The sequence below is a fragment of the Roseateles oligotrophus genome (genome assembly GCF_014204525.1).
Classification (GTDB): domain Bacteria; phylum Pseudomonadota; class Gammaproteobacteria; order Burkholderiales; family Burkholderiaceae_C; genus Paucibacter_A; species Paucibacter_A oligotrophus_A.
On sequence record NZ_JACHLP010000003.1, the window covers coordinates 97,714 to 123,137 of the forward strand.

Genomic DNA, 25,424 nt, shown 5'->3' on the forward strand with positions numbered 1-25,424 from the left:
GGATCAGGCAGGCAAGAGCGGCTGGGGAAAGAAAGAAGGAAGGAAGAACGGGACCGCTCAATTGTCGGTGCAAGCCGCCATCGCTTCCTGGGCGCCCGGGTAAGTGCCCGAGGGGCGCTTGCGGCCGCAGAAGTCCAGCGGCACGGCGGGCAGCGAGGGGATGCGCTCCGGCGCCACCCGCCAGTCCATGCGGAAGTTGTCGGCCGAGCCGAACACCTCGGCCGCCTTCATGGGCTGCTCCATCTCGGCCCTGGCCTTGCCGTCGTTCTTGATCAGCAGCTTGCCCTCGTAGAGATTGCCGTAGAGCTGGGCCTGGCTGCCCTCGCCGCGCAAACCCATGCCGGCCGTGTTGACCAAGGTGTTGTGGGCCAGCAGGATGTGGCGGGCGTGGTTCACATCCAGGCCCACATCATTGCAATGGGCGACGATATTGTTGGCGGCCAGGCCGGCGCTGTGCTCGTAGCGCTCGCAGCCCTTGTCCCGGCAGAAGCCCGGGTCGCTGCCCCCGCCGCCGAAGGAGATGCCCACCCGCACGCCGGGCCGCGAGATCTCGTTGGGCGAGCAGACCACCAGATTGCGCTCGATCTTGGCGCCCTCGCCGCCGCCCTTGACGAAGATGCCGTAGGACACTTTGTCGCCCTCGCCCTTGACGAAGTTGCGCACCAGGTTGTCGCTGATGCGCCAGAAATTGGCGCCCACCAGGTCCACCGGCGTGACCGAGCGGGCGGTCTGGCGCGGGTGCTCATTGCTCAGCGTGTTGCGGCTGATCAGGCCGTGGTCGGGCCAGCGGCCGTCGACCCCGTTGATCTTGAGATGGGCGTTGAAGTTCTCCAGCCAGCTATTGCGCAGCTCGAAGAAATCGGCCCCGGCCACGATGTGGAAGGCGTGCTCGCAATCGCGGTCGCTGGCGCAGACGCCGCGCACCCGCAGGTCCTCGAACACCCAGTAGGGCTGGTCGACCAGAAAGCCCTCGGCGGTGTTCATCTCGATCTGCGTCGCCTTCGGCTGGGCGGCGCGCACGCGGATGGGCGCCAGGCCCGAGCCCGGCCCGCCCAGCTTGAGGCCTTGCTCAAAGCGGTAGCGGCCCGGCGCCAGCTCGATCACATCGCCGGCCCGGGCCTGCAGCAAGGCCTGGCGCAGCTCGGCCGCGGTCTTGACCGGCAGGGTGGCGGGCGGGCGTTCGTCCGGCAAGCCCGGCGTGGCCTCGACCCAGCGATGGCCCTTGCCCAGATTCGGCAAGGGGATGCTGCCGGTGGGCCGCTCCACCCGGCGCTGGGCCAGCAGCAGCAGGGGGCGCAAGAGGGCATGCAATTCCTCGTGCTCCAGCAGGGCTGCGTCGGCATAACGGATCAGCTCCTGCGGGCTGCGCCGGTCCAGCTCGGCCAGGGCGCGGCTGGGCGTGGTGTGCAGCACCGCCAGCGCGCCCCACAGCAGCAGGCCGGCCAGCAGGAGCAGGCCCAGCAAGGGGTAGAGCAGCCAGGTCTTCAATCTCATCGTCAGGCTTCTTTGGACTGGGGGGAGCTTGCTTCACGCTCGGGCCCGGCCTGCAGGCACAGGGCAAACAGCAGCAAGGTATAGAACATCAGGCCGACCCGTGGCGCGTCCAGCAAGCTATCGGCCGCGCCCACCACCAGCAGGCCCAGCAGGGCGGCGGCCAGGGCCGGGGCCAAGGGGTGTTGGCGCCCGGCCCCCAAGCTCAGGTTCCACAGCGCCAGCGTCAGCGCAATGCCGAACAAGCCCAGGCCCAACCAGCCCTGCTCGAACAGCAGGTGTACGGCCAGGTTCTTGGCATGCCAGGCCATGTGGAAGCGGTCGCTGGAGAAGAACCAATGCGCCATCTGCTGGCTGAAGTCGCCATTGGCGAGCAGGGAGCGGCCCTGGCCGTCGCGAAGGCCCAGCTCGGCAATGTCCAGCTGGCCCAGGGGCGTGGCCACGGCCAGGGCGAAAGCGACCATGCGCGGGGCATAGGCCGGCCCGCTCTTCAGCGGCGCATTGCCCAGCTCCAGCTGCAGGGGCTGCCAGTCCGCGCCGGCCGGTATTTCGCGCTGCTGCACCAGGCAGTTGTCGGGGTAGATCAGATGGCGCTCGCATAACTCGATATGCAGCTGCAGCGTCTGGCTCGTGCGCAGGCGCAGCTGCAGGCTGACCGCGCCCTGCGGCATGTCCACCCGCTGCCAGATGCGGAACATCTCACCGCTGCCCAGCATGTGCTGGCCGGCGCTGAGGCGCAGATAGTTGCGGCCCTCCTCCTGGCGCAGCCGGTAGTCGCCGACATGCGAATCATTCAGGCCGCTGAAGTATTGCTGGGCCAGAAAGCGCCCCGCCCCCTTGCCCAGCAACTGATCTTCGGCGCTGCCGAGCAGGCCCAGGCTCTGGCGCCAGTGCTGCATGCGGAACTGGGAATCAGCCTGGCTATTGCCGACCCGGTGCAGCAGATAGTTGCCGCCGTCCAGCGCCGCCACGCCGGCCGCGCCTATCAGCAAGGCGGTCAGGGTGAGGCCACGGCGGCGCCAGCTATTGCGGTCTTGCGAGGTCCAAGGCCAAAGCGAGGGCCTTTGCAACATCACCAAAAAAAGCAAGGCCAGGGTCAGCACCGCCACGCCCGCCATGGCCCCGGCCACCCACCCGCCCCAGTACCCCGCCACCACCACCACACAGCCCAGCAAGCACATCCAGGCCCCAAGCACCAAGGTGGCGCCCAAGGTGTCCAAGAAAGGCGGCCGCTGACTGTGCCAAACCAGCAGAGCCAGATTCAGCAGCAAGACCAGTGCATACAAAACATAGGCCGACTTCGGCACGACCTGGGCCAAGAAGGCGCCCAAGCCAAGCAACAAGCCCGCAGCCGCCAGCGCCAGCAGCCAAATCATGCGTCGCTGCGCAGGCAGCTGCTGCCACAAAGCGGGCGGAAGACCCAAAGAGAGCAAGGCCGCACCCATCAAAGCGGCCAAGCCCCGATAGCCCCCGCCCACAAACACCAGCACCGCCGCGCCCAAGAAGCCCAGACCCCACAAGGCCAGACCTAGGCGCTGCTCGGACGCCAGGGGCGCCGAGACTTGGCTGTGACCCGGCATCCGCGCCTGCCTGGCCCGCAGGCCCAGCAGCAGGGCAAAGCTCAGCGGCAAGGCCAGGTAGACGATGCGCGAGAAGGTGCTCATGGCCACATAGGCCGCCATGAGCCCCAAGCCCATCAGCGCCAGGAACTGCCAGGCCCGGCGTGCGCGCAGCAGGGCCAGCAAGGCGAAAGGCGCCGTCATCGCCAGGCTGGCGTCCAGCGCGGCGCCGCCCACATGCATCTCCCAGAACAAGGCCGTCGTGCGGTAGTCGCTGGAGAAGTTCAGCAGGCCCGGGAAGGCCAGGCGCTCCCACAAGGCCGCCAGGCCGATGCCCAGCAGCGCCAGCACCATGCCCCATTGCAGGCTTTGGCTGAGGCGCCGCGGCTCGCGTGCCGCCGCCTCCAGCCACAGCGGCAAGAGCAGCAAGGCCAGGAAAAAGCTCTTCAGCACGCGCCAGCTATTCATCGGCTCCTGATAGCCCTGGAACCAGCCAAAGGCAAAGCCGCCCGCATCGGCAAAGCCGCGCTGCAAGGCCAGCAGCATGGCGCCGGCCCAGAGCAGGAGCAGCAGGCCCAGGCCCGGCGTCAGCAGGAGGCCACGGCGGCTGACGGCCAGGTGTTTGCGCCGGCTCAGCGGATGCAGGCCCCAGGCCAGATAGCCGCCCGCCGCCACGGCCAGGGCGAGCAGATCCATTTCCTCGAAGCTGATCCAGCCGCTCCAGGGCGCCAGGCCCAGCAGGGGCAAAAAGCCCAGCAAGATCAGCGGTGCTTGCAGCCAGAAGCGCGCCGCCAGGGCGGCCAGGGCCAGCCAGGCCAGCACGGCGCCCCAGCTCGACAAGGGATGGTGGGCCGCCAGGCCCAGGCCGGCAGCGGCACAGCACAGGGCCAGCAGCCCCGGCACGAGGGCAAAACGCCGGCGGGCCGCCTGGGTCTGGGCTGGGCTATTCATGGCTGGGCGTCGTTCAAGAATCGTCATGCTGGCGAGGCATCATAGCCAGCGCACAAGACCGGGCCGCGGGGAAAACCCGGCCGGTTTTCGGCCGGACGGGATGGGCGGGCAGGCAGGCAGGCAGGCAGGCAAACGCTCAGCCATGCCGCTTGTATCGCGGCCTGGCCTTCGCCAGCCACAAGCCCCTTCCGGGCCTGTGCGCGGGCTCAGAGCCCTTGCTCGTCGGCAGCATTGCCGTTCACCGGCTCAAGCGGCTCGGCGCGGGCCTGTTGCTGCGGCTCGCTCACCGCCGCGGGCAGAGGCGGCCTGGGCTTGGGCCTGTAGGGCGGGGGCTGGGGCTTGGACAGGCCGGAAGCAGCCGGAGCGGGCAAGGCCGCCAGGCTGGGCAGCAGCTGGGGCAGGTCTTCGTCATGGCCTATTTGCCTGGGCTGCCGCGGCTCCGCCTGGATCGGCGCGGCCGGCCGCGTCTGCACCCGGGCCGAGGCCTCGCCCGCACCCAGCTTGACCCACAGGCCGCGCAAGACATCGCGCTCCAGCCACAAGCCCAGCAGCATCAGCCCGCAGAGCAGCACGCTGGCCGCCACGGCGCGTCCGCCCCAATGCGCGCTGCCGCCCGACCACTGCCTGGCGGCGCGCGGCGTCATCAAGCGACCTTGCGGCTCGGGCATGGGCTGCAGGCGCAGGGCCGACATGCTCTCCCCCGCCAGCCAGGCTCGCAGGTCCTGGGCCAGGGCCTCGACGCTGGAGTAACGGCGCTCGGCCTGCGGCGCCACCGCCTTGTGGATCAGCGCGTCCAGGCTGAAGCGCTGCGCGGTGTTGAGGGCCGCCCAGGAGGCCGCGGGCGACAGCTCCTGCAAGCTGGGTGCCGCCTCCGGCCGGCTGGGCGACTGGGCACAGCCTTCGACCAGGGCCCGCAGCAGCACGCCGACCCCGAACACCTCGCTGCGCAGGCTGGGCGACTCGCCCGCCTCGATCTCGGGGCTGGCATAGCCCGGCGCCGAGCTTAAGCCCATCACATGCTCCAGGGGGCTGATGGGGTCGGGCATGCGCAGCAAGCCCAGCGCCATCAGCTTGAGCTTGCGGTCCCGCCCCAGCCAGAGCATGGCGGGATCGATCTCCGCCCATTGCCAGCCCTGGCGGTGGGCGGAGCCCAGGGCCTCGCACAGCTGCAGCACCAGGCTCAGGCGCTCACGCAAAGCCAGGGCGGCGGCGGCCCGCAGCAAGGGCTGGCCGGCCACGCCCTCAAAGATCAGATAGGGATGGCCCTGGGCCGTGACCCCGCTGTCGGTAGGCATGCAGAGCGCGGGATGCTGGAAGGCTTCGAAATCGGCGGCCAGATCGCCGAAACGCAGGATCGCGCCCATCGCGCGCTCGCTGCGCGGCAGCACCAGCACGGCGCCGAATTGGTCGGCCGCCAGCACATGCCTGGCCTCGTACCACTGGGCGGCCTGCACCGCCTGGCCCGCGGGGGTGCCGGGCTCGCTGCCAACACCTTGCAGGGCAGCGCGCAAACGCCAGACGCCCAAGGCCGTGCCCTCGCTCAGCAGGGCTGTGGCGGCGGGAGGCGGGAGGGCGAGTTCTGGCATGCGCATAGGACTTTTGCCGTTATGTTAGGGCCCTGCCGAAGCAAAACCGTGACACGGACTCCCCGCATCTGGGGGGCGGCAAGCGACGATGTGGGGGCCAGCGCGGCCGTGCTTTGGCGGCCATGACGACCGGCGCCGGCCCTGCGAGGCTGGCATCATCCCTGCTTTCGCGCCCAGCGTCGGCCCAAGGCCGGCCCTTCGCCATCCCTAAAAAACAAGTCCGATGGAAATACCCGCCATGCACCACGCCCGCCCGATGCCGCGTCGGCCCCGCCAATTGCTGCTGGGCACCTTGTGTGCCCTGAGCCTGCTGGGCCAGGCCTGGGCCACGCAAGCCCAGGCGAGCAGCGACTACCAGCAGCCCTCGGCCGCCGTGCGCGAGCTGCTGGACGCGCCCAATCTGCCCCGCCTGCTGATCTCCCCCGAGCGCCGGACCCTGGTCCAGCTCAGCCAGCGCCGGCTCAGCCCTGTGGAAGAGCTGGCCCGCCCCATGCTGCGCCTGGCCGGCCTGCGCTTCGACCCCGGCAATGCCAGCCCGCAGGCCGGCACGCCGCTGCAGTCCCTGAGCCTGCGCCCCCTGCTGGACCCGCAGGCGCCGGAACGTGAAGTTGCGCTGCCCGCCGGCGGCGCCTTCCATGCCTTCCACTGGTCGCCCGACGGCCAGCGCTTTGTGCTCAGCCGCCGCACGGCCCAGGCCACCGAGCTATGGGTGGGCGAGACGGCCGGCGGCCCGCTGCGCCAGATCAAGGGGCTCAGGCTCAACCTGGTGCTGGCGCCGCTGGAGCCGGTCTGGCTGAGCCCGCAGGAGCTGCTGGTGCTGGCCCTGCCCGCCTCGCGCGGTGCCGCGCCCACCCCGCCCAAGGCTCCCAGCGGCCCGACGGTGCAGGAAAGCTTTGGCCGCAATTCACCCGAGCGCACCTACCCCGATCTGCTGAAGAACAGCTTTGATCAGGCCTTGCTGGACTACCACGCGCGCAGCCAGATCACCGCCGTCAATCTGGCCACGGGCGGCCTGCGCGCCCTCGGCGAACCCGGCTTGTTCAGCGCCCTGAGCATCAGCGGCGAAGGGGCGCAGGCCGTGCTGCTGAGCGAGCGCCTGAGCCGCCCCTTCAGCTACAGCCAGCCCTGGGAAGACTTCCCGCGCACGGTGGAGCTGCGCCGGCGCGATGGCACGCTGCTGCGCGAGCTGGCGCGGGTGCCGCTCAAGCAAGGCGTGGCCCTGGAAGGCGTGGTCACCGGCCCGCGTGCCTTCTTCGCCGCCCCGGGCAAGGAGGCGGCCGTGTTCTGGGTCGAAGCCCTGGACGGCGGCAACCCGAACAACAAGGCCAGCCACCGCGACCGCCTGATGCGCCTGGACCCGCCCTTCAAGGGCGAGGCCCAGGAGGTGCAACGCCTGGCCCAGCGCTTTGTGCGCCTGAGCTTTCTGGACGACGGGCAAAACGCCTTGCTGACCGAGCTGGACCGGCAGAAGTCCTGGCTGCGCACCTCGCTGCAGCCGCTGGCCGGTGGGCCGGGCAAGACCTTGTTCGACCATTCGCTGCGCGAGCGCTACCGCCACCCCGGCGTCCCGCAAACCCGCATGCTGGCCAATGGCCGCCAGGCCGTCATCGCGGCCCATGGCGAGCTGCTGCTGGCCGGCCCCGGCGCCAGCCCGCAGGGCGAGCGGCCCTTTCTCGACCGCCTCAATCTGAAGGACCTGAGCGTGCAACGCCTGTTCCAGTCGGACGAGAACGCCTACGAGCAGGCCCTGGCCGTCCTGGACAGGGGCCGCTTGCTGACCCAGCGCGAAACCGCCAAGCAGCCGCCCCAGCTGATCCTGCGCAGCGGCAGCGGCTTCGAGGAGGAGCGGGTGCTCACCCAGGCCAAGGACCCCAGCCCGCAGTTGCGCAAGATCCGCCGCGAGCTGGTCAGCTTCAAGCGGGCCGACGGCGTGGACCTGAGCTTCTGGCTCTATCTGCCGCCCGACTACCGCGCCGGCGAGCGCCGCCCGGCCCTGGTCTGGGCCTATCCGCTGGAGTACACCGATGCCGGCACGGCCGGCCAGGTCAGCGGTTCGGCCAATCGCTTCAGCAGCTTCGCGCCGCTGAGCCCGCTGATGCTCTTGATGGACGGCTTTGTCGTGCTCAGCGACGCCACCATGCCGGTGGTGGGCGATCCCAAGACGGTCAACGACACATTTGTCGAGCAGATCACGATGAATGCCCGCGCCATCATCGACAAGGCCGAGGAGCTGGGCGTCGTCGACCCCAAGCGCATGGCCGTGGGCGGCCACAGTTATGGAGCCTTCATGACGGCCAATCTGCTGGCCCACACCAAGCTGTTCAAGACCGGCATCGCCCGCAGCGGCGCCTACAACCGCACGCTGACGCCCTTTGGCTTCCAGAGCGAGCGGCGCTCGCTGTGGGAGGCGCAGGACGTCTATCTGAAGCTCTCGCCCTTTTTGTACGCCAACCAGATCAAGGAGCCGCTGCTGCTGATCCACGGCGAGGCGGACAACAACTCCGGCACCTTCCCCATGCAGAGCGAGCGCCTCTACCAGGCTTTGGCAGGCACCGGTGGTTCGGTACGTTACGTCACCCTACCCTTCGAGTCGCACGGCTACACGGCGCGCGAGTCGGTCGGCCATGTGCAGTGGGAGATGAGCCAGTGGCTGAAGGCGCAGCTGGGGGATCCGCGCGCCCCGCGCTAAAACGCCAACGCGCGCCCGGCCTTCAGTAACTGCCGCCGAGCTGGGAATCGCCCCCGGCCCGCGCCGGCAGATAGATGTGGAAGATGGCGCCGCCGCCGGCCTGGTTGGCGGCGCTGATGCGGCCGCCGTGCACGGCGATGATCTTGCGGCAGATGGCCAGGCCCAGGCCGGTGCCGCCGGCGCCGTCCTTGGTCTGGCTGGATTGCACAAAGGCCTCGAAGATCTTGTCCAGCTCCGAGGCCGGAATGCCCGGCCCCTGGTCGGCCACCGAGATATGCGCCTCGCCGTCCGGCAGCGCCTCGGCATGCACCCGCAAGCTGCCGCCGTCGGGCGAGAACTTGATGGCATTGGCCAGCACATTGCGCATCACCTGCTGGAAGCGCAGCGGGTCCACCTGGGCGGCCAGGGGTTGCGCGGGCAGCTCCACATCGAGGCGCAGCTGGCGCCGGTCCATCAAGGGCATCAGCTCGCGCAGCACCGGCTGAATCAGGCCGCGCAGATCGGTGCGCTCCAGATCAAAAGTGCCGACCGAGCTTTCGATCTTGGCCACATCCAGCAAGTCGTTGACCAGGGCCAGCATGCGCTGGCCGGAGGCATGGATCTCGCCAAACATTTCCAGCAGCACCGCGTTCTCGCGCGCCCGCTTCAGGCCCAGCTCCGAGAAGCCCAGGATGGACTGCAGGGGCGTGCGCAGCTCGTGGCTCATATTGGCGACAAATGCCGACTTGGCGCGTGAGGCCTCCTGCGCCACATCGCGCGCCTCGCGGGTGGCACGCTCGGCATCGCGGAATTCGCTGACGTCTACCAAGGTGCACAGCACGCCCAGGATGCCGCCCTGCTCATTGGGCACCAGCACCTTGGTGAGGACCATATCGCGGCGCCGGCCGTCCCGGTTCAGCAGCTGGGTTTCGTAGCGCAGGCGCCCGCCCTCGGCGGGCAGCTTGGCGTCCTGGGCCCGGTGAAAGGCCTTCTCTGCTTCCGACAAGCGCTGTCCCAGAGGTCTGCCTATCACCTCGCTGCGGCTCAGGCCGGTGAATTCCTCCCAGGCCTGGTTGACCGTCAGGTACAGGCCCCGGGTGTCGTACATGCACACCGGCTGCGGGCTCATCTCCAGCAGCAGGCCGGTCAGGGCCAGTTGCTGCTGCAGGCCTTGGCGGGACTCGGTGCGCTCGGTCACATCCACGGCACTGCCCGCGAAACCGACCAAGACACCCCGGCCATCGGCATCGCCATCGCCATCGCCCTGCGCGAACAGGGGCACGACGGCCACATCGAAATGCAGCAAGCGCCCGTCCGGCGCACGCACCGAGATGGCGGCCGAGCGCACCGGCGCCATGTCCTCGCGGCTGAACAAGGCGGTGACGCGCTGACGCTCGGCGGCCTCCACCAAGTCTTCCAGGCGCTGACCAATCGCCTGATCGCTGCTGGCCTGGCTGAGCGCCGACCAGCGCGCGTTGACGTAGGTGATGGCGCCGCCGGCATCGGTGCGGAAGATCAGCTCCTGCAGGCTGCGCAGCAGCACCTGCATCTCGCGCTCGCGCTGGGCCACGCGCTCGTGGGCATGGTCCAGCGCGTGGCGGGCCCGCTCACGGGCGCTGAGGCTGCGCAAGGCGACCGCGGTGGCGCCGGCAATCAGCAATAAAGCGCCCGCGGCAAGCGCGACGAGCCAGCGCAGATTGTCCCGCCAGCCCTGCAGAGCATCGGACTGATCCAGCTCCACCGACACCAGCAAGGGCCGGCTGCGCGAGACCCGGAAGGCCACCACCTGGGTGCCGGGCATCACGCCCGCGCCGATATAGCTGCCGTACTCGCGCTCGGGCAGCCACTGGCTGAAGATGGGATGCCGGGGTAGCTCCGCGCCGGGCTCCAGGCTGACGGCCTCGGTGGCGGCCAGCAACTGCCCCCCATAGCTGCTCAGCAAGGCCTGGCCCTTGCTGCCGGCCAGGGTCAGCTGCTGATGGTTGGCCAAGGCTTCGGGGTTGATCAAGGCCAGCAGATACAGGGGCTGGCCGCTGGCCGCGCGCAACTGGCGCAAAAGAGGCAGCACATTCACTTTTTGAGGCGGGCGCAGGCTGCCATCGCTGCTGGGCACCAGATCGGCAATGCCACGGCCCGGCATCAAGGGCAGCAGTTTCTCCGCCCCGGCGCGAGGCAGGGCGCCAAAGCGCTCCAGGTCCAGGCGCAAGCCGAGCTCGGTCGCTACCGTGCTGGCCAGCACAATGCCTTTGGCGTCCAGCACGGCCAGACCACGCAAAAAGGGCTGACCTTGCAGGGACTGGTTCAGCAGGGGCCGCAGGTGCTCGGCATCGGCCGCGGGCTGGTAAGCCATGCTTTCCGCCACCGTGCGCAGGGTCAGAGCCGTGGCGTCCACCGTGCTGGTGGCGTGTTCGACCAGAACCCGGGCCAGCAATTCACCCCGGGCCACAGCCCCCTTCAAGGCTTCGCTGCGCTCGAACCAGGCCAGGGCCAGCACGGCGAAAAGCACCAGGCCGCTCAGCACCGCCGAGGCCAGCAGCACCAGGCGGCCGGAAGTCTGCCTCAGGAGGGGCGGCGCGGCCAGCTTGAGCCCAGGCTCCGGCAAGCCGCCGGCGCCGACTTCGGCGGCTTGACCGGGCCGGCCAGACGGGTTCAACAGGATTCCCGACATGGCAGGCGCATCAATTCACCAGGATTTCGGTCAGGCCATTGCGTTTGGCTGCGGCCTTGAGTCGGCCATCGCGCTTGATGGCGGCCACAAACTCATCCACACGGGCCAGCCAGACGGCGTCGCCCTGCTTGACGGCATAGGCGTAGGGCAAGGTGAAGAAGGGGCTGGGCGGCGAGATCAGGCGCGCCCAGTCGGCCTTGTCCAGCAGGCGGCGGCTGTAGGGGTAGTCGGTCATGAAGACATCGACGCGGCCGCTTTCCAACTCGGCCTCGCGGCTGGCGGGCGGACGCACGATCACCATCTTGGCGTTCTTGAGCGCCTGGCCCATCACCGGTTCCATAAAGGTGCCGGCCTGCACGCCGACGACGACACCGGGCTTGTCGATGTCCGACCACTCCCGCACCATGCGGCTGGCGCGGGTGGTGACGCCGTAGATATCGCTGCGCAGATAGGGTTGGCTGAAGTTCAGATGCTCTTTGCGCTGCGGCAGCACGCCCACGGCAAACATGGCCACATCGCAGCGCTCGGCCTTGACGTCCTCCACCAGCTGCGGGAAGGAGGTTTCCACATACTGCAGCTGCACCTTGAGATCGCGGGCGAACTCGGCCGACAGCTCGATGTCGATGCCGCCCAATTGGTCGCTGCGGGGATTGCGGAAAGTAACCCCGTAATAGTCCGGCCAGATGCAGACGCGCAAAATGCCGCTGCGCTGCACCCGCTCTAGGACGGAGGCGGTGGCGGCCGATGCCGCCCCCGTGGTTCCCGCGGCGGCGCTCAGGGACAGGAACACCATACCCAGGCCCAGGGCCTTGCGCCCAGCAACTCGAATCTTGTCCAAAATTCTTGTCATAACGTCATCCCTGTTCGCATACCGGAGATGCGCGGCGTCATGCCGCTTCGGCCAAAGACTTCAGGCCCGATGGATGATCGGCGATGCGATGGCGCAATGCAATGAACTCTGTTGCATTGTCGAGCCGCCTGCCGGCCGGCGGCGGAGCTGAAGGCTGCCTTGCGCCGCCAAGGCCTTATCAAGCCCAAGGCCCAGCTCGTACGCGGCGCTGTTGCGCTGCTGACACATCACCCCTAGATCGGCAATGCCGCGGCCCATCGGCGTGGCGGCCGCATCGCCGAAACTGCGGCCTCGAATTCAAGCAGGCATCGGCAGGAGCGCAGGCCGCCGTTACCGAGAAGCCCGTTCAAGCCGCCATGCCTCAGGACCGGCTGGCAGGCCACCCCGCGGTCGCGGGCATCAGGGCAACAAGTAACACAGTACCTGGACGCAATAATCAAACGGTATGCGGACCCGCTTGCGGCTGGCGATGCCGTCATCGGCGACGAGACCCTGCCATCTGGCTGGGTTTCAATGAAATGTGATTTTCACCATTCATATATATCAAATTCATCGAATCAACAGCCTAATTTCCGCGCCACACGCATAGAAATTTCGGCAAAATCGCGCAATGCCCAACCATAAAACTCAAACTGTTAGCCAGAGCCCGGATTGCAGCACGATGGAGGTGGCGCGCATGTTGGGCTTGGCCGTCCGTTCGGTCCAATTGATGGTGGACCGGGGCGACCTCACGGCCTGGAAAACACCGGGTGGGCATCGCAGGATTTCCCGCAGCTCGGTGGAGGCCTGGACGGCCCAGCGTTCGGGCGCCATGGCCCAAGGCCATCACCGCATCGAACGCCTGCGCGCCGAGGGCCCAGGCAGCGGCCACGGCCCGGCCCCGCGTGCCCGCGCCGGCCGCCCGGCGCGCAGCGCCCACACGCCGCGCCTGCTGGTGATCGAAGATTCGGTCCATTTCCAGAACCTGGTTTCGCTGCTGGTCGGGCAGGAGTTCCCGGGCGTCGAGCTGCATCTGGCGCATGACGGCATCGTCGGCCTGGCCATGTGCGGGCAGTTGCTGCCCGATGTGCTGATCGTCGACATCCTGCTGCCCGGCATCGACGGCGCCACCCTGATCACCAGCCTGCGCTCGCAGCCCCAGTTTGCGCAAAGCAAGCTGATCGTCGTCACCTCGCTGGACGAAGAACAGCGCGCGCCCTACGCCTTCGCCCTGGCCGGCGTGCCGGTGGTGCACAAGCCCGATCTGGTGCGGCAGTTGCCCCGGCTTTTGCGCGAGGCCCTGGCCGAACATCTGCGGCCGCAGGAATCGAACGAAGCCGGCTCATGAGCCTGCCGCGCGTCCTGTTGGTGGAGGACAACGCCTCCTTGCAACATTTTGTCAGCTCCGCTTTTGCCGATTTGGGCGTGGAACTGACATGTTGCAGCCATGTGGACGAGGCTTTGGCGCGCTTGCGCGAGACGCAAGTCGTCTTGATTCTGACCGATCTGATGATGCCCGGCCGTTCGGGCTATGACTTGATCCAATGCCTGGCCGACGAGCCCGCGCTGCAGGGCGCGGCCCGGCTGGTGGTCTTCAGCGCCGGCCTGAGCCACCAGGTGCGCGAGCGCCTGAACCAGCCCCATGTCTGGCGCCTATTGGCCAAGCCCTGCTCGCTGGCCGATCTGCAAGCCTGTGTGGAGGATGTGCTGGCCGAGCTGGCACAGAAGGGCGGCCCGCCCAAGGCGGCCCCCGCTCAGGCCACCGCCCTGCCCGGCAGCAAGAGCACGCGGGCGCTGGATGAGGCGATCGAACACAATTTCGGCGGCGACCGGGCCTTTTACGCCAGCTTCCGCAGCGACTGCCTGAAGCAGTTCTTCGTGGACATCGCCTCCGGCGACAGCGCCTGCGAGCGCGGCGATGCCCAAGGCCTGCGCCTGGTGGCCCACAGCCTCAAATCGGTGCTGCTGATCCTGGGCCACAACGCCGAGGGCGAGATCGCCCGCCGGCTGGAGCAGGCCGCGGCCCTGCAGCAGTGGGAGCTCGCGCGCCAAGGCTGGCAGGACTTGCGGCAGATCCTGCAGGACTTGCAGGCGGCCCAGCGCCTAGCCGACCCTAAATAGCCAGCGGATCCACATCCACCGCCCAGCGCAGCAAGCCCTTGTGCTCGCGCTTGAGCGCATGCAGCTCCGGCATCCAGTGCCAGAGCAGGCGTTGCAGGGCGCCGCGGCTGCCGGCCTCGATCAGCATCTGCATGCGCTCCACATTGGCCACCCGCGCCACGCTCATGGGGATGGCGGGGTAGATCAGCACCCCCATGGCCTCGGGCAATTGCTGGGCATAGGCCGAGGCCGCATCCAGAAAGCCCTGGGCCGCCGCCACCGTGCGCCCCTCGGCCCGCAACAGAGCCAGATGGGCATAGGGCGGCAGGCCGGCGGATTCGCGCTCGGCCAGCTGGCTTTGCGCAAAGGCCTCGAAATCATGCTTGGCCAAGGCCTTGTACAAGGCGTGCTCCGGGTGCCAGGTCTGCACCCACATCTCGCTGCGGGCGGCTTGGCTCGCATCGCGCCCGGCACGGCCGCCGGCCTGCATCAGCAGGGCGAACAGGCGCTCGGGCGCGCGGAAGTCGCTGCTGAACAAGGCCCCGTCCGGGTTGATGGCCGCCACCAGGGTGATGCCGCGGAAGTCGTGGCCCTTGGTGATCATCTGGGTGCCGACGAGGATGTCGACCTCGCCCGCGTGCACGGCCTGCAACTGGGCTTCCAGCTCGCCCTTGTGCTTGGTGGAATCGGCGTCGATGCGGGCCACCCGCGCCTCGGGAAAGGTCTCGGCCAGTTGCTCTTCCAGCCTCTCGGTGCCGCGGCCCAGCGGCGCGATGTCCTGGTTGCCGCAGGTCGGGCAGGCCGAGGGCACACGCTCGGTAAAGCCGCAGTGGTGGCAGCGCAGCGTGCGGTCGCCCTTGTGGAAGACGCGCCAGGCGCTGCAATGCGGGCAGTCGCTCTTCCAGTTGCACTCGCCGCAGTGCAGCACCGGGGCGTAGCCGCGCCGGTTCAGAAAGATCAGGCTTTGCTCCTTGCGCTCCAGCCGGGTGCGCAGGGCCTGGATCAGGGGCGCCGTCAAGGCCGTGGTAACGCCCTTGCTCAGCGGCAGCAACTTCATATCGAACAGGCGCACCTGCGGCAAGGTGCCGCCGCCGATGCGGCCCGGCAGGGCCAGGCGTTTGTAGCGGCCCTCGTTGGCGCGCTGCCAGCTCTCCAGCGAGGGCGTGGCCGAGCCGAGGATGACGGGCAGCTTTTCCAGGTGGGCGCGGTAGACGGCCAGATCGCGGGCCGAGTAGCGCGCGCCGTCCTGCTGCTTGTACGAGGGGTCATGCTCCTCGTCCACCACGATCAGGCCCAGGCGCGGCATCGAGGCGAACACGGCCAGGCGGGTGCCCAGCACCAGATCGGCCTCGCCCAGATGGGCCGAGAGCCAATGGCGCAGGCGCTGGGCCGGCGTCAGGCCGCTGTGCAGCGAGACCAGGCGGCGGCCCGCAAAGCGCTCGGCAAAGCGGGCCTCCAGCTGCGGCGTCAGATTGATCTCGGGCACCAGCACCAGCACCTGGCGGCCCTGCTTCAAAGCATGTTCGGCGGCGCGCAGATAGACCTCGGTCTTGCCGCTGCCCGTCACACCGTACAGCAGCACGGGCGGCGGCGCGGTGCGCTCGCGCGGCGCGGCCAGCAAGGCATCCAGCTGGGCCAGCACCTCGGCCTGGGCCGGGCTCAGGGTCGGCAGGCCGGGCGCGGGCGTCTCGCCGGACCCCGAGTTTTGGGCCCCCAGCTTGGCGGCCCGCTTCATGCGCAGCTTGAGCTTGGGCCCGTCCAGCTCGCGCAACTGGGGCGGCAGCACCGATAAAGCCACCTCGCCCACGCTGCGCTGGTAGTAGTTGGCGGCGAATTCCACCAACTGGCACCAGGCCGGGCTCAGCGGCGGCAGGCCGTCCAGGCTGGACAAGATGGGGCGCAGCAGGGCCGGGTCGGTATCGCCCGAGGGCTCGCCCGGCCAGACGATGCCCAGCATCTCGCGCCGCCCCAGGGGCACGCGCACCAGGCTGCCGGGCGGCAAGGCCTGGGGGCTCAGATAGTCCAGCGGGCCGCTCAGGCCGCTGTGCTGGGGCGTATCCACCGCCACACGGATGCGCGGCGGGGCCGGCAGGGAAGGCTGGGCTGCTTCAGTCATCACTCATGCGCCGGGCCATAACTTATCCACAGCAAGGGCAGCTGCCAGCATGCAGCCGCAGACAGGACTTTCAATTCACTTGCTAAGTGCATGATTTTCAAGGCCGGCAGCCGCTGTGATTTAGCCTGTGGATAACTTTGTTGAAAAAGTGCTTGTAAAAGGCCAGAAGCTGCGCTGTCACCCAAGGGGCCGACTGGCGACGATCTGCTTGCCAAAATTAACAAGCCCTTCTAAATCAAGCACTTAGCGAAAAACAGGGAAAACCATAGGCTGTGCATAAGCTGGAAATTGCCTGATTCCAGCCCTGCCCTATTTTGGGGATAAGTCCTTACCCTGAGTGCTTACTTCACGTTTTGTCGGCATCCACACAGGGGATGCCGAGGCAGGCAGGGCCTAAGCGCCACGCAGCTTGCGGGAATGGCTGTGGACTTCGTCCACCAGAGCCGTCACATGCTCTGGCGGGGTGAACTGGCTGATGCCGTGGCCCAGATTGAAGATGTGGCCGTCCCAGCCGCCATCGGCGCGCTGCGGGCGGCCAAAGCTGTCCAGCACCGTGCGCACCTGGCCACGAATGGCCTCCGGCGGCGCGAACAAGACGTTCGGGTCCAGATTGCCTTGCAGGGCGACCCGGCCGCCCACCTGGGCACGGGCGCGGCCGAGATTGGCCGTCCAGTCCAGGCCCACGACGTCGGCACCGGCATCGGCGATCTCGTCCAGCCACAGGGCGCCGCCCTTGGTGAAGAGGATGCGCGGGATGCGCTGGCCCTCATGCTCGGTCTTCACTTGCGCCAGCACGCGGCGCGAATAGTCCAGGCTGAATTGCTGGAACATGCCGTCGGCCAGCACACCGCCCCAGCTGTCGAACAGCATCACGGCCTGGGCGCCGGCTTCGATCTGGGCATTCAGATACAGGGCCACGGCATCGGCATTGATCTGCAGGATGCGGTGCATCAGATCGGGTCGGGCATACATCAGGCTCTTGACCTGGCGGTAATCGTCGGAGCCACCGCCCTCGACCATGTAGCAGGCCAGGGTCCAGGGGCTGCCCGAGAAGCCGATCAAGGGGACACGGCCATTCAGCGCCTTGCGGATGGAGGACACCGCATCGAACACGTATTTCAGCTTGTTCATGTCCGGCACGGCCAGCTCGGCCACGGCGGTTTCGTCACGCACCTGCTTGGCGAACTTGGGCCCCTCGCCGATGGCAAAGCTCAGGCCCAGGCCCATGGCATCGGGCACGGTGAGGATGTCGCTGAAGAGAATGGCGGCGTCCAGCTGGTAGCGCTCCAGCGGCTGCAAGGTCACCTCGGTGGCGTAGTCGCGGTTGGTGGCCAGGCCCATAAAGCTGCCGGCCTTGGCGCGGGTGTCGCGATACTCGGGCAGATAGCGGCCGGCCTGGCGCATCAGCCAGACGGGGGTGTAATCGGTGGGCTGGCGCAGGCAGGCGCGCAGAAAGGTGTCGTTTTGCAGTGGTGCGCTCATGGCGGTGGATTATCCTTTGCTGCGGCACGCAAGGGCATGGTGCTAAATCAAGCGCGCGCCGAATCCGCCATTCTCGACTTGATTTGCCCGGCCCCATCGCCATCTACCGAGCGGCACTCACGCACTCGCACGTTCAAGCAACATCTGGAGGAATCTTCATGAGCTCTTTGACCCAACGCGGCGCCCTGGCCGCCACCGTTCTGGCCGCCACCGTGGGCCTGTCTGGCTGCGGCTATAACGAGTTCCAGCGTCTGGATGAGCAGGTGAACGCCAGCTGGTCCGAGGTGCTGAGCCAGTACCAGCGCCGCGCCGACCTGATTCCCAATATCGTCAACACCGTCAAGGGCGAGGCCAATTTCGAGCAGGAGACCCTGACCAAGGTGATCGAGGCGCGCGCCAAGGCCACCAGCATCAATGTGACGCCCGAGCTGGCCAAGGACCCAGAGGCGCTGAAGAAATTCCAGGCCGCCCAGGGCGAGGTGAGCAGCGCGCTCTCCCGCCTGCTGGTGGTGAGCGAGAACTACCCTAACCTCAAGGCCAACCAGGGCTTCCAGGACCTGCGCGTGCAGCTGGAGGGCACCGAGAACCGCATCACCGTGGCCCGCAACCGCTACATCAAGAGCGTGGCCGACTACAACGTGCTGACCCGCAGCTTTCCCAATAATCTGACCGCCAAGGTGATGGGTTATGAGGTCAAGCCCAATTTCACCGTGGAAAACGCGGCCGCCATCAGCACGGCGCCCTCGGTGAGCTTCGACGCCAAGCCGGCCAGCCCCGCGGCCTCCAAATAAACCCGCCGCAGCATGCGTCGGCTTGTACTTGGCTGCTTGCTGTGGCTGGGCCTGACCTGGGCCCTGCCCGGCCTGGCCCAGGATCTCTTGCCCGTGCCCGCCCTGAGCGGGCGGGTGATAGACCAGACCGGCACGCTCAACCCCGCCCAGCAAAGCGCGCTGGAGGCCAAGCTCGCGGCCTTTGAGCAAAGCGCCGGCTCGCAGCTGGTGATTCTGATCGTGGCCAGCAGCCAGCCCGAGGACATCGCCGCCTACGCCCAGCGCGTGGGCGACAGCTGGAAGATAGGCCGGCGCGGTGTCGGCGATGGGGCCCTGCTCGTCGTCGCCAAGGATGATCGCAAGGTTCGCATCGAGGTCGCCAAGGCACTGGAAGGCGCCATCCCCGATCTGGCGGCCAGCCTCATCATCCGCGAGGCCATCACGCCGGCCTTTCGCAAGGGCGACTATGCCGGCGGCCTGAATCTGGCGGTGGACCAGCTGAGCGCCAAGATCCGCGGCGAGGACTTGGCGCCGCCCAGCCAGGGCGGGCGAGGCAAGGCGGCCGCGCCTCAGGGCTTCAACTTCGAGGAGCTGGGCGCGCTGTTCTTCATCGGCGTGCCGGTGCTGGGCGCGGTGCTGACGGGCATCTTCGGCCGCAAGCTGGGCACGCTGCTGACCGGCGGTGCGGCCGGTGTCATCGGCTGGGTGGTGGTCAGCAGCCTGATCGCCGCCGGCTTGGCCGCCGTGCTGGCCATGATTCTGGTCGGCCTGATGGGTGGCTCGGGCGCCGGGCGTCGCGGTGGCGGCCCCATCATCTTTGGCGGCGGTGGTGGGGGCGGATTTGGCGGCGGCGGAGGTGGTGGCGGAGGTGGCTTCTCCTCCGGCGGCGGCGGCGACTTTGGCGGCGGCGGCGCCTCGGGAGATTGGTGATGATTCGACGTTTGTTAAAGCACCGCTGGACCGAGCACAGCGATGTGCGCCGCGCCCTGCCGCCCGCGGCGGAGCAGCAGCTGGAGGCCCAGGTGCAGGCCAGCGAGACCCGCCACAGCGGCGAGATCTGCGTCTGCGTGGAAGCCAGCCTGCCCCTGTCCTATCTGTGGAAAAAGCTCAGCGCCCGGCAGCGCGCGGTCACGCTGTTTGGCAAGCTGCGGGTCTGGGACACCGAGGCCAATAACGGCGTGCTGATCTATCTGCTGCTGGCCGACAACGCCATCGAGATCGTGGCCGACCGCGGGCTCAACAGCCGCGTCAGCGCTGCGCAATGGCAGGGCGTGGTCCAGCGCCTGCGCGAGCATCTCGGCCAAGGCCGCTTTCAAGACGGCCTGCAGCAGGCCGTGCAGGAAGTCGATCAGTTGCTCGGCACGCACTTCCCGCTAGCGCCGGGGCAAAGCAATCCGAATGAATTGCCGGACCGGGTGATCCTGCTCTGAATCAGAGTGGTCAGAGCAGGGTCAGGTCTTGCCGGCCCACCCAGGACTCACCGGCCTGCAGGCGGATGGGGTGTTCGATGGTGGCCGCCTCGATGCACAGGAATTTGCGGTAATCCGCATCCGGCACATCGGCCAGGGCCGCACATTTCTCGGCGCCCGGGTTCCAGACCACGGCGTCATCAAAACCCTGGTGCTGAATCTGCAGGCGGCGCTCGGTGCTGATGCCCTGCTCGCGCAGCAGCAAGGGCTCTTTGACTTGGTGGTAGATGCGGTCCAGATCGCCCGTGGGCAGCAGCAATTCGACCCGCTGCTGTTTTTCCACTGCGGCCACCGCGTCCCAGTAATGCAGGCCGGCCAGGCCCTGGACACTGGCTTCATCGAGATCGTTGATGGCGAAGTAGCTGTGCAAGGCCGTGCTGAAGTCAAAGGCTTGCTCACCCTTGTTCTCGCAAGCCAGCTCGATCTGCAGGCTGCGGCCGCTGACGCGCAGGCTCAGCTCCAGCTCGAAGGCATGGGGCCAGACCATGCGCGTCGCCGCATCGTCCGTCAGGCGCAGCACGGCCAGGGCGTCGTCCGCGCCCTGCTCGGCCATCACCAGTTGCCAGGGCTTGCTGCGCGCAAAGCCATGGCGCTGCAAGGGGCCGCGCGCCGAGAACTGCGGAAAGATCACCGGCACCCCGCCACGCACGGGCTGGCCCAGCGCAAAAGCCGAATCCGGCGAAACATAGAACTGCTCCACCCCGCCGGCCGGCACCCAGGACAGCACATGGCCGCCATGCAACAGCACCGTCGCGCTGGCGCCGTCCGGTGATTCGAGTTTGATGGCGTCTAGGCCTTGGTGGCGGGAGAGGGGGATGGGTTTGGACATGGCAAAAGCATAGCGAGCGAACAGAAACGGAAAAGCCCACCGCCGAGCAAGACTCGGCGATGGGCATCGGTGACAGGCCCCGAGTTTAGGGCTTTCCGTAATTCGGCGAGCGTGGCCCGTAAAGCAGGCCGTTAGGCCGCCCGGCGGTCAGCAGTCGCTGGCCCGTGATGCCGGCAATCTGGAAGCTGCGGTCCGTCGTGCTGGCCACAATTTGATCAATCACTGCCTTGACCAACATACCCACAAGCCCCCCTTGGTTGCCCCCGCTTTGTTCCGCGCTGGAGGCCGATGCGGAGCCCGTCCACAACTCCACGCCGCTGCGAAGATCCACCAATCGAGCCTGAACTTCAACCACCGTGTCACTGCTCAGCACGGTATAGACCGAGCCATATCTTTTGACCGACAGATACAGACCAGCATCGGCTCCGAAAATTTCGTTCAATTTCGCGGTGCGAATTTGATGCACGTCGGCGGGGCTTGTCATGCCATTTTGACGCAGCGTTTCGTCCACCAAAGAAACGGGCAGCACGTAATAGCCTGACTCCGCCAGTGGTAAGGTCATCTGAGCCAGCACGCCATAGGTTGCATCGACATCCGGCGTTTGATTCAAGGGCGGCAAGACCAAAATGGAAGCCGGTTTGCTGGCGCGATAGGCAGTGTAGTCATGCGGCGGCGGTGGCGTCGCACAGCCGACCAAAGCGCTCGTGATCAAGACAACTGCCGCCGTACCCAGAGAACGGAATGGTTGAGTAAGAACTTTAGAGATCATGAGTGGAATCCAACTGGCTTAGGAGTCTGACTTGGGCCGATTGGCGTTCTTCAGCAAGAAGTCAATATAGGGGGCGCTCTCAGGAAACAAATTGCGCTCCGCAAGCAGGTTCTCACGTGCAGCACCGTCATTACCCAACTTGCTGTACAGCAACGCCAGATGCGCATGCAGGCCCGGCGGTGACAGCTCACCCATGGCCTTGTTCTTCTGCAACTGCGCCTCAAGCAGCGATATTTGTTCTGCGGCGCTGGCCCCGTTATCTTTGAAATATTGATAAACCGGCCCTTGATAGTTACTCCACTGATAAAGAGGCTTTGGTGCCGTCGCACAGCCTCCCAACCCGAGGGCCAGACTCAAGACCACCCATTTATAAACGACTGTTTTCATTTCGATGCAGTCTTTCTTTGTTTTACTTCTGAACGCGCCAGGCGCCTGAATCCATCCCGCTGACGAGGCTGTTGACTGCCTCGCGGATGGCCAGATCCAGCACCTTTCCGTTCAAAGTGCCGTCATAGCTGGCGGTGCTCCCGAAACCCACCACTTCGCGCTCGGAAAGGCTGTATTCGCCGGCACCTTGCACCGAATAGACGACCTCCGAAGTTGCACTATTGACAATATTCAGGGTCACCTTGGCGTAGGCAATTTGCGACTTGCCTCGGCCCAGAATACCAAACAATTGCTTGTCACCGACATCCTTGCGGCCAAACTCGCTGACCGCACCGGTGACCAGATAGTCAGCACCTTTGATATTCTGGGTCACCGACTTGTACTGCGCCTCTTGCTGCGCCTCCGCGAGATTTTCACGATCCATCACATTGAAGCGCTGCGACTGCTGCAGATGCGAAATCAAGATGGTTTTTGACTGTGTGCCGAGTTGGTCCAGCCCATCCGAAAAAATACCGCGCATGAAATTTGAACGATTATCAAACTTCCCCACGACGATAGGCGCACGCACCCCCTGATATGGCGCGGCTGCTGTCGCCACCTTGCTCACTTCGATACTGCGAGACTGCTCAGTCGTAGCACAGCCGCTCAGCAACGCTGCAGCCGTGCCGAGCAGCAAGAACAGGGAATTTTTCGACAAAGGCATCATTTTTTCCTAGGGGTGGATTCATTCCAATTGACGCAATTGTCAACCGAAAAAACATTAGCTTACACAAATTCAAGACGAATCAATGGCCGGAAGTCACGGACCGCACAATGGCGGCAGTGTAAAAATTACCCCGACCCGACGGCAACCCAAACTGCTCCAGAGCTGGACGCGATTATGCAGGGTCTGGGCATTGCACCGCGCCACCACCACCGAGCTTGGCTCGAAGCAGTAGCACCCATGGGCCAGCCGGTCGGAGTAGCGCCCCCGGTTACCGTGGATTTGATCTGCCTTGGCCGCCTATGCATCCCACCGGCGGCCCGACCAAGCCCAGACTCCATCAGCGAACAAGCGCGGCTCCCTACCGGCGTTCACAGCGACACCTCAACGAAAGAATTCAGCAGTCAAGGCAAGTTCCTGGGTACGCGTCTGCCGCAAGGACAGGCCCAACACCATGGCAGTTGAGACTCGCCGCTTCAGCTCAAGCTGAGCACTGCGTTGCCCCTGTCCACGGTAGCGCCAGCGTGCTTGTGCCCGCCAGTCGCCCTGCGCCCACAGCAGGCCCACGTCGGGCACCAGGGCCAGGCTGGCAGGCTGGCCACGCGCCTCAAGATCGACAAAGCCATAAGCGACCCAGCCGCCGCGCGGGCTGTGCCAGGCCTTACCCAAGCCCGCCGATGCCTGCGCACGCAAAGGCGCAGCAAAGTCCTCACGCTCGGCACCAACGTTGAGCTGCCAAGCATAGTCAAATTCACCCGGCAACTGGGCACCGGCCAAGTTCAGTTTGCGCACCGAAATAAACGTCAGCCCCTCCAATCGGATGTGCTGCTCAGGGCCGCGAGCCAAGCGCACATCGGCTATGCGCAGTTCTCCATCGGACATGCGATGAAAGCCGTTCATATCAAATGCCACGCCGGTCCAACGCAAGCTCGGGTCAAACTGCCCCTGCTGCCCCTGCAGACCCACCGCCCAACGCTGGGGTCGTGTGCCCAGGGCGGGTGATATGAGCGCCTGCACGGGCTGCAAGCTGGCCGCACCCGGGGCCAGGCGCAGCCGCGTGTGCAGCAAGTTTTGCTTCAGAGTTTCGATCGCGTGGTCGCGCCGCTTGGCCGTTTCACCCAAGGGATTTTTCCAATTGATCCAGTCCAGGGCGACTTCAATAACCCGCTGGCTTTGTGTTGAAGTCAAGCCCTGCAGCGCAAGTTCGGGCGCAGCCTCGGGAGCCGCCAGGATGCGCTCAAAACTGGCCAGCTCCTGACCCCTGAGCTGCGCCACATGGTTCACGAGCAGGCGCTGGGCCGAAGGCTCGAAGCTGACCTGACGAACCGCCGCCAGGCCTTGCTCGCGTGCCGCTTCCAGGCGGTGAAACAATTCAACCGGGATGTACCAAGCTTCGCTGGCACCCTGGCGAAGTGAGACTGGCAGCACCAACTCCAGCAACTCGGCCAGACGCCAGGCGCAGTTCTCACTTAGAAAGTAGTAGGTGAATTTGCGCCCCGCAATCTCCCACACATGCAGGGCGAGCAGGCGCAGCTGCCAATCGTCCAGCGCCAATTCGTAGCGCCACATGTCGCGATTTTCGGTGCGCGCGTAGACCCTGTCGTGCTCAAAAAACTCCTTGTCCGAGAAGCCCGCCTGATAGCCTCCCAACATGCCCATCACAATGTAACGCGGCATGGCCTCATGCTCGGGCACCATGGCACCAAAGTTGATGCTCACATCATTCAAACCGCCAGAGGCTTGTGTCCCGCCGGTGTCAAAGCGCAACAAGGCGTGGCCGAAGCTGGAGGCCGGGTTGCCAAAGTAGCCGCTCACCAGACTGACCGAGGCCGAGCGCAAGCGCTCCAAATCCATCCAGCGAGAAATATTGAGGCAGCGCGCGTCCACCCGATCCCAGGCCGCCACACCCAGCTGTCGGCCCAACCACAGTTGCCGGGCCGGAAATCTGCAACGGGCATGACGAGCGATATCTTGGTCGTGCGAAGGTGCAAGCTGCAAAGCAGCCAGCGTGGCCAGTAGTTCCGCCGTTGCATCTTCATGCCCATTGGCGGCCAGAAAAAAATCGGCATCCAACACCTCGCTCACCCGTCCCGTCTTGGGGATATGGAGCAGTCTTTGCCAGCCTGGCAGGGCTGCCAGCGCCTGGGCTTGCTGGATTCCAAGCGGTGGCACAGGCTGTTGCGCAAGCGCCGGCTCGCCGCCGGCCCGCGCCGACTGGCTGAGGCCCAAACACAGAGCCAGACAGACGCCTGCAAGGGCGCGAACTGAGGACATCGCCGAGCGCATTTTTTGTGTTTCAATAAGCAAGCGGCCCGCCTGCCTGAAGCAGACGGGCCGCTAGATTGGTGCTCAGATTAGATGGTGCAGCTGGCGGCGCGTGCCTGGGCTTCCACCACCGTGTACAAAGCGGCAGCCTTGTCCATGCGGCCCGATTCGGCATAGCCTGACTTAGCAACCAGGGCGGCGAAATCTTGCCGCAGCGCCACTTGGAATTGCGTGCCGGCTTGGGCCGTGCAGCCGGCGGCATCGCTCAGAGCAGCGAGGTGTTGACCTTCGCCTTTGGCCAGGTCGGTTTCCAACTGAGCATAAGAATTCAGAAGCAAAGACGCCACCTTCTTTTGCCCCCCCTTGCAGGTGTCGGCAGAGGAGACATTGGACGAAATGGCGGTGGTGCCCAAGTCCCAGGTGACGTTGGTGATGGCTGCAACAACGGCGTTGTTCGGCGCGATCATCGCGCCCAAGCCGCACTCGGTGTAAATATCGGCAAATTCACGAGCTTGCACAGAGCCGGCAAAACCAGTAACGGCCAAAGCGGCAACCAGAATAGCTTTTTTGTTCATGGAATCTTCTGAAGGTGAAATGTGAACTCGACCAGGCCGAGCAATTGAGTAGGATTTCCTTGAAGATACCTCCTCCCCAAGGAAGGCCGATTATCCTGTTGGCTCACAATCTCGCCGCCCGACATACCGTCCGAATTTAACGTTAGTCGCGTTCACACGACACCACGGGTGTCCATCTTTACCGGAGTTTCAAATGGAAAACGCCCG

At 66.3% G+C, this 25,424-nt stretch carries 19 protein-coding genes; 6 read left to right on the top strand and 13 right to left on the bottom strand.

Going from position 1 to position 25,424, the window contains the following annotated elements; genetic code table 11:
* Positions 1–57 precede the first annotated feature (57 nt).
* The 3 genes from HNP55_RS08075 to HNP55_RS08085 all read right to left on the bottom strand — a co-directional run bounded on the left by HNP55_RS08075 (position 58) and on the right by HNP55_RS08085 (position 5,587).
* Positions 58–1,494 (bottom strand): hypothetical protein, encoded by a 1,437-nt coding sequence (locus HNP55_RS08075; RefSeq protein WP_184298059.1) that lies wholly within the window; start codon positions 1,492–1,494, stop codon positions 58–60.
* Between the two features lie 2 nt (positions 1,495–1,496).
* Positions 1,497–4,001, bottom strand: coding sequence for a hypothetical protein (locus HNP55_RS08080; RefSeq protein WP_184298061.1), 2,505 nt, complete (start codon positions 3,999–4,001; stop codon positions 1,497–1,499).
* Between the two features lie 206 nt (positions 4,002–4,207).
* Positions 4,208–5,587, bottom strand: a complete 1,380-nt coding sequence (locus tag HNP55_RS08085; RefSeq protein ID WP_184298063.1) for a hypothetical protein — start codon at positions 5,585–5,587, stop codon at positions 4,208–4,210.
* A 238-nt stretch (positions 5,588–5,825) separates the two neighbouring features.
* On the opposite strand from HNP55_RS08085, the gene HNP55_RS08090 reads away from it, so the two are divergent.
* Positions 5,826–8,276, top strand: a complete 2,451-nt coding sequence (locus tag HNP55_RS08090) for a prolyl oligopeptidase family serine peptidase (protein WP_184298065.1) — start codon at positions 5,826–5,828, stop codon at positions 8,274–8,276.
* 22 nt (positions 8,277–8,298) lie between these two features.
* On the opposite strand, the gene HNP55_RS08095 is transcribed toward HNP55_RS08090, so the two are convergent.
* Both HNP55_RS08095 and HNP55_RS08100 read right to left on the bottom strand, forming a co-directional pair.
* Positions 8,299–10,923, bottom strand: coding sequence for an ATP-binding protein (locus HNP55_RS08095; RefSeq protein ID WP_184298067.1), 2,625 nt, complete (start codon positions 10,921–10,923; stop codon positions 8,299–8,301).
* Positions 10,924–10,933: 10 nt separating this feature from the next.
* On the bottom strand, positions 10,934–11,773 hold the full coding sequence (locus tag HNP55_RS08100; RefSeq protein WP_246448288.1) for an ABC transporter substrate-binding protein: 840 nt from the start codon (positions 11,771–11,773) through the stop codon (positions 10,934–10,936).
* Positions 11,774–12,449: 676 nt separating this feature from the next.
* Here HNP55_RS08100 and HNP55_RS08105 point away from each other — a divergent pair.
* The gene (locus HNP55_RS08105) at positions 12,450–13,100 is read left to right on the top strand and encodes a response regulator (protein WP_246448289.1); all 651 of its coding nucleotides are present in this window, start codon (positions 12,450–12,452) and stop codon (positions 13,098–13,100) included.
* Positions 13,097–13,873 (top strand): response regulator, encoded by a 777-nt coding sequence (locus tag HNP55_RS08110; RefSeq protein WP_184298071.1) that lies wholly within the window; start codon positions 13,097–13,099, stop codon positions 13,871–13,873. Before HNP55_RS08105 ends, HNP55_RS08110 begins: the two co-directional genes overlap by 4 nt.
* Here the strand turns inward: HNP55_RS08110 and HNP55_RS08115 are convergent.
* Together HNP55_RS08115 and hemE are read right to left on the bottom strand one after the other, a co-directional pair.
* On the bottom strand, positions 13,866–15,968 hold the full coding sequence (locus tag HNP55_RS08115; protein WP_184298073.1) for a primosomal protein N': 2,103 nt from the start codon (positions 15,966–15,968) through the stop codon (positions 13,866–13,868). The genes HNP55_RS08110 and HNP55_RS08115 overlap by 8 nt on opposite strands.
* Before the next feature lie 393 nt (positions 15,969–16,361).
* Positions 16,362–17,450 carry a uroporphyrinogen decarboxylase gene (hemE, locus tag HNP55_RS08120; protein WP_184298075.1) on the bottom strand — a complete coding sequence of 363 codons (1,089 nt, stop codon included), beginning with the start codon at positions 17,448–17,450 and terminating at the stop codon, positions 16,362–16,364.
* 158 nt (positions 17,451–17,608) lie between these two features.
* Here hemE and HNP55_RS08125 point away from each other — a divergent pair, with 158 nt between their 5' ends.
* From HNP55_RS08125 to HNP55_RS08135, 3 genes are read left to right on the top strand one after another with little or no spacing between them, the layout of a single operon-like run.
* Entirely contained in the window at positions 17,609–18,241 is a 633-nt protein-coding gene (locus HNP55_RS08125) for a LemA family protein (RefSeq protein ID WP_184298077.1), read from the top strand.
* 12 nt (positions 18,242–18,253) lie between these two features.
* On the top strand, positions 18,254–19,150 hold the full coding sequence (locus tag HNP55_RS08130) for a TPM domain-containing protein (protein WP_184298079.1): 897 nt from the start codon (positions 18,254–18,256) through the stop codon (positions 19,148–19,150).
* Positions 19,150–19,650, top strand: a complete 501-nt coding sequence (locus HNP55_RS08135; protein WP_184298081.1) for a TPM domain-containing protein — start codon at positions 19,150–19,152, stop codon at positions 19,648–19,650. The genes HNP55_RS08130 and HNP55_RS08135 overlap by 1 nt, the downstream gene beginning before the upstream one ends.
* 10 nt (positions 19,651–19,660) lie before the next feature.
* Here HNP55_RS08135 and HNP55_RS08140 read toward each other — a convergent pair whose 3' ends face one another.
* The 6 genes from HNP55_RS08140 to HNP55_RS08165 form a co-directional block, all read right to left on the bottom strand.
* Complete coding sequence (locus tag HNP55_RS08140) at positions 19,661–20,518, bottom strand: D-hexose-6-phosphate mutarotase (protein ID WP_184298083.1); 858 nt, start codon at positions 20,516–20,518, stop codon at positions 19,661–19,663.
* 85 nt (positions 20,519–20,603) lie between these two features.
* On the bottom strand, positions 20,604–21,287 hold the full coding sequence (locus tag HNP55_RS08145) for a DUF799 domain-containing protein (RefSeq protein WP_184298085.1): 684 nt from the start codon (positions 21,285–21,287) through the stop codon (positions 20,604–20,606).
* Positions 21,288–21,305: 18 nt separating this feature from the next.
* Positions 21,306–21,674 (bottom strand): DUF4810 domain-containing protein, encoded by a 369-nt coding sequence (locus HNP55_RS08150; protein WP_184298087.1) that lies wholly within the window; start codon positions 21,672–21,674, stop codon positions 21,306–21,308.
* Between the two features lie 22 nt (positions 21,675–21,696).
* Positions 21,697–22,377, bottom strand: a complete 681-nt coding sequence (locus HNP55_RS08155; protein ID WP_221439512.1) for a CsgG/HfaB family protein — start codon at positions 22,375–22,377, stop codon at positions 21,697–21,699.
* 384 nt (positions 22,378–22,761) lie between these two features.
* Entirely contained in the window at positions 22,762–24,684 is a 1,923-nt protein-coding gene (locus HNP55_RS08160) for a DUF4105 domain-containing protein (protein WP_184298090.1), read from the bottom strand.
* Between the two features lie 47 nt (positions 24,685–24,731).
* Positions 24,732–25,217: a DUF3015 family protein gene (locus HNP55_RS08165; RefSeq protein ID WP_184298092.1), complete on the bottom strand. Its 486-nt coding sequence runs from the start codon at positions 25,215–25,217 to the stop codon at positions 24,732–24,734.
* Positions 25,218–25,424 lie beyond the last annotated feature (207 nt).

Bases quoted from the DNA above. Each gene is read 5' to 3' on its own strand.
- HNP55_RS08150 (WP_184298087.1), bottom strand. From the start codon at position 21,674: ATGAAAACAGTCGTTTATAAATGGGTGGTCTTGAGTCTGGCCCTCGGG.
- HNP55_RS08165 (WP_184298092.1), bottom strand. From the start codon at position 25,217: ATGAACAAAAAAGCTATTCTGGTTGCCGCTTTGGCCGTTACTGGTTTT.
- HNP55_RS08100 (WP_246448288.1), bottom strand. From the start codon at position 11,773: ATGACAAGAATTTTGGACAAGATTCGAGTTGCTGGGCGCAAGGCCCTG.
- HNP55_RS08140 (WP_184298083.1), bottom strand. From the start codon at position 20,518: ATGTCCAAACCCATCCCCCTCTCCCGCCACCAAGGCCTAGACGCCATC.
- HNP55_RS08145 (WP_184298085.1), bottom strand. From the start codon at position 21,287: ATGATCTCTAAAGTTCTTACTCAACCATTCCGTTCTCTGGGTACGGCG.
- hemE (WP_184298075.1), bottom strand. From the start codon at position 17,450: ATGAGCGCACCACTGCAAAACGACACCTTTCTGCGCGCCTGCCTGCGC.
- HNP55_RS08095 (WP_184298067.1), bottom strand. From the start codon at position 10,923: ATGTCGGGAATCCTGTTGAACCCGTCTGGCCGGCCCGGTCAAGCCGCC.
- HNP55_RS08125 (WP_184298077.1), top strand. From the start codon at position 17,609: ATGAGCTCTTTGACCCAACGCGGCGCCCTGGCCGCCACCGTTCTGGCC.
- HNP55_RS08115 (WP_184298073.1), bottom strand. From the start codon at position 15,968: ATGACTGAAGCAGCCCAGCCTTCCCTGCCGGCCCCGCCGCGCATCCGT.
- HNP55_RS08090 (WP_184298065.1), top strand. From the start codon at position 5,826: ATGCACCACGCCCGCCCGATGCCGCGTCGGCCCCGCCAATTGCTGCTG.
- HNP55_RS08130 (WP_184298079.1), top strand. From the start codon at position 18,254: ATGCGTCGGCTTGTACTTGGCTGCTTGCTGTGGCTGGGCCTGACCTGG.
- HNP55_RS08105 (WP_246448289.1), top strand. From the start codon at position 12,450: ATGTTGGGCTTGGCCGTCCGTTCGGTCCAATTGATGGTGGACCGGGGC.
- HNP55_RS08075 (WP_184298059.1), bottom strand. From the start codon at position 1,494: ATGAGATTGAAGACCTGGCTGCTCTACCCCTTGCTGGGCCTGCTCCTG.
- HNP55_RS08110 (WP_184298071.1), top strand. From the start codon at position 13,097: ATGAGCCTGCCGCGCGTCCTGTTGGTGGAGGACAACGCCTCCTTGCAA.
- HNP55_RS08135 (WP_184298081.1), top strand. From the start codon at position 19,150: ATGATTCGACGTTTGTTAAAGCACCGCTGGACCGAGCACAGCGATGTG.
- HNP55_RS08085 (WP_184298063.1), bottom strand. From the start codon at position 5,587: ATGCCAGAACTCGCCCTCCCGCCTCCCGCCGCCACAGCCCTGCTGAGC.
- HNP55_RS08080 (WP_184298061.1), bottom strand. From the start codon at position 4,001: ATGAATAGCCCAGCCCAGACCCAGGCGGCCCGCCGGCGTTTTGCCCTC.
- HNP55_RS08155 (WP_221439512.1), bottom strand. From the start codon at position 22,377: ATGCCTTTGTCGAAAAATTCCCTGTTCTTGCTGCTCGGCACGGCTGCA.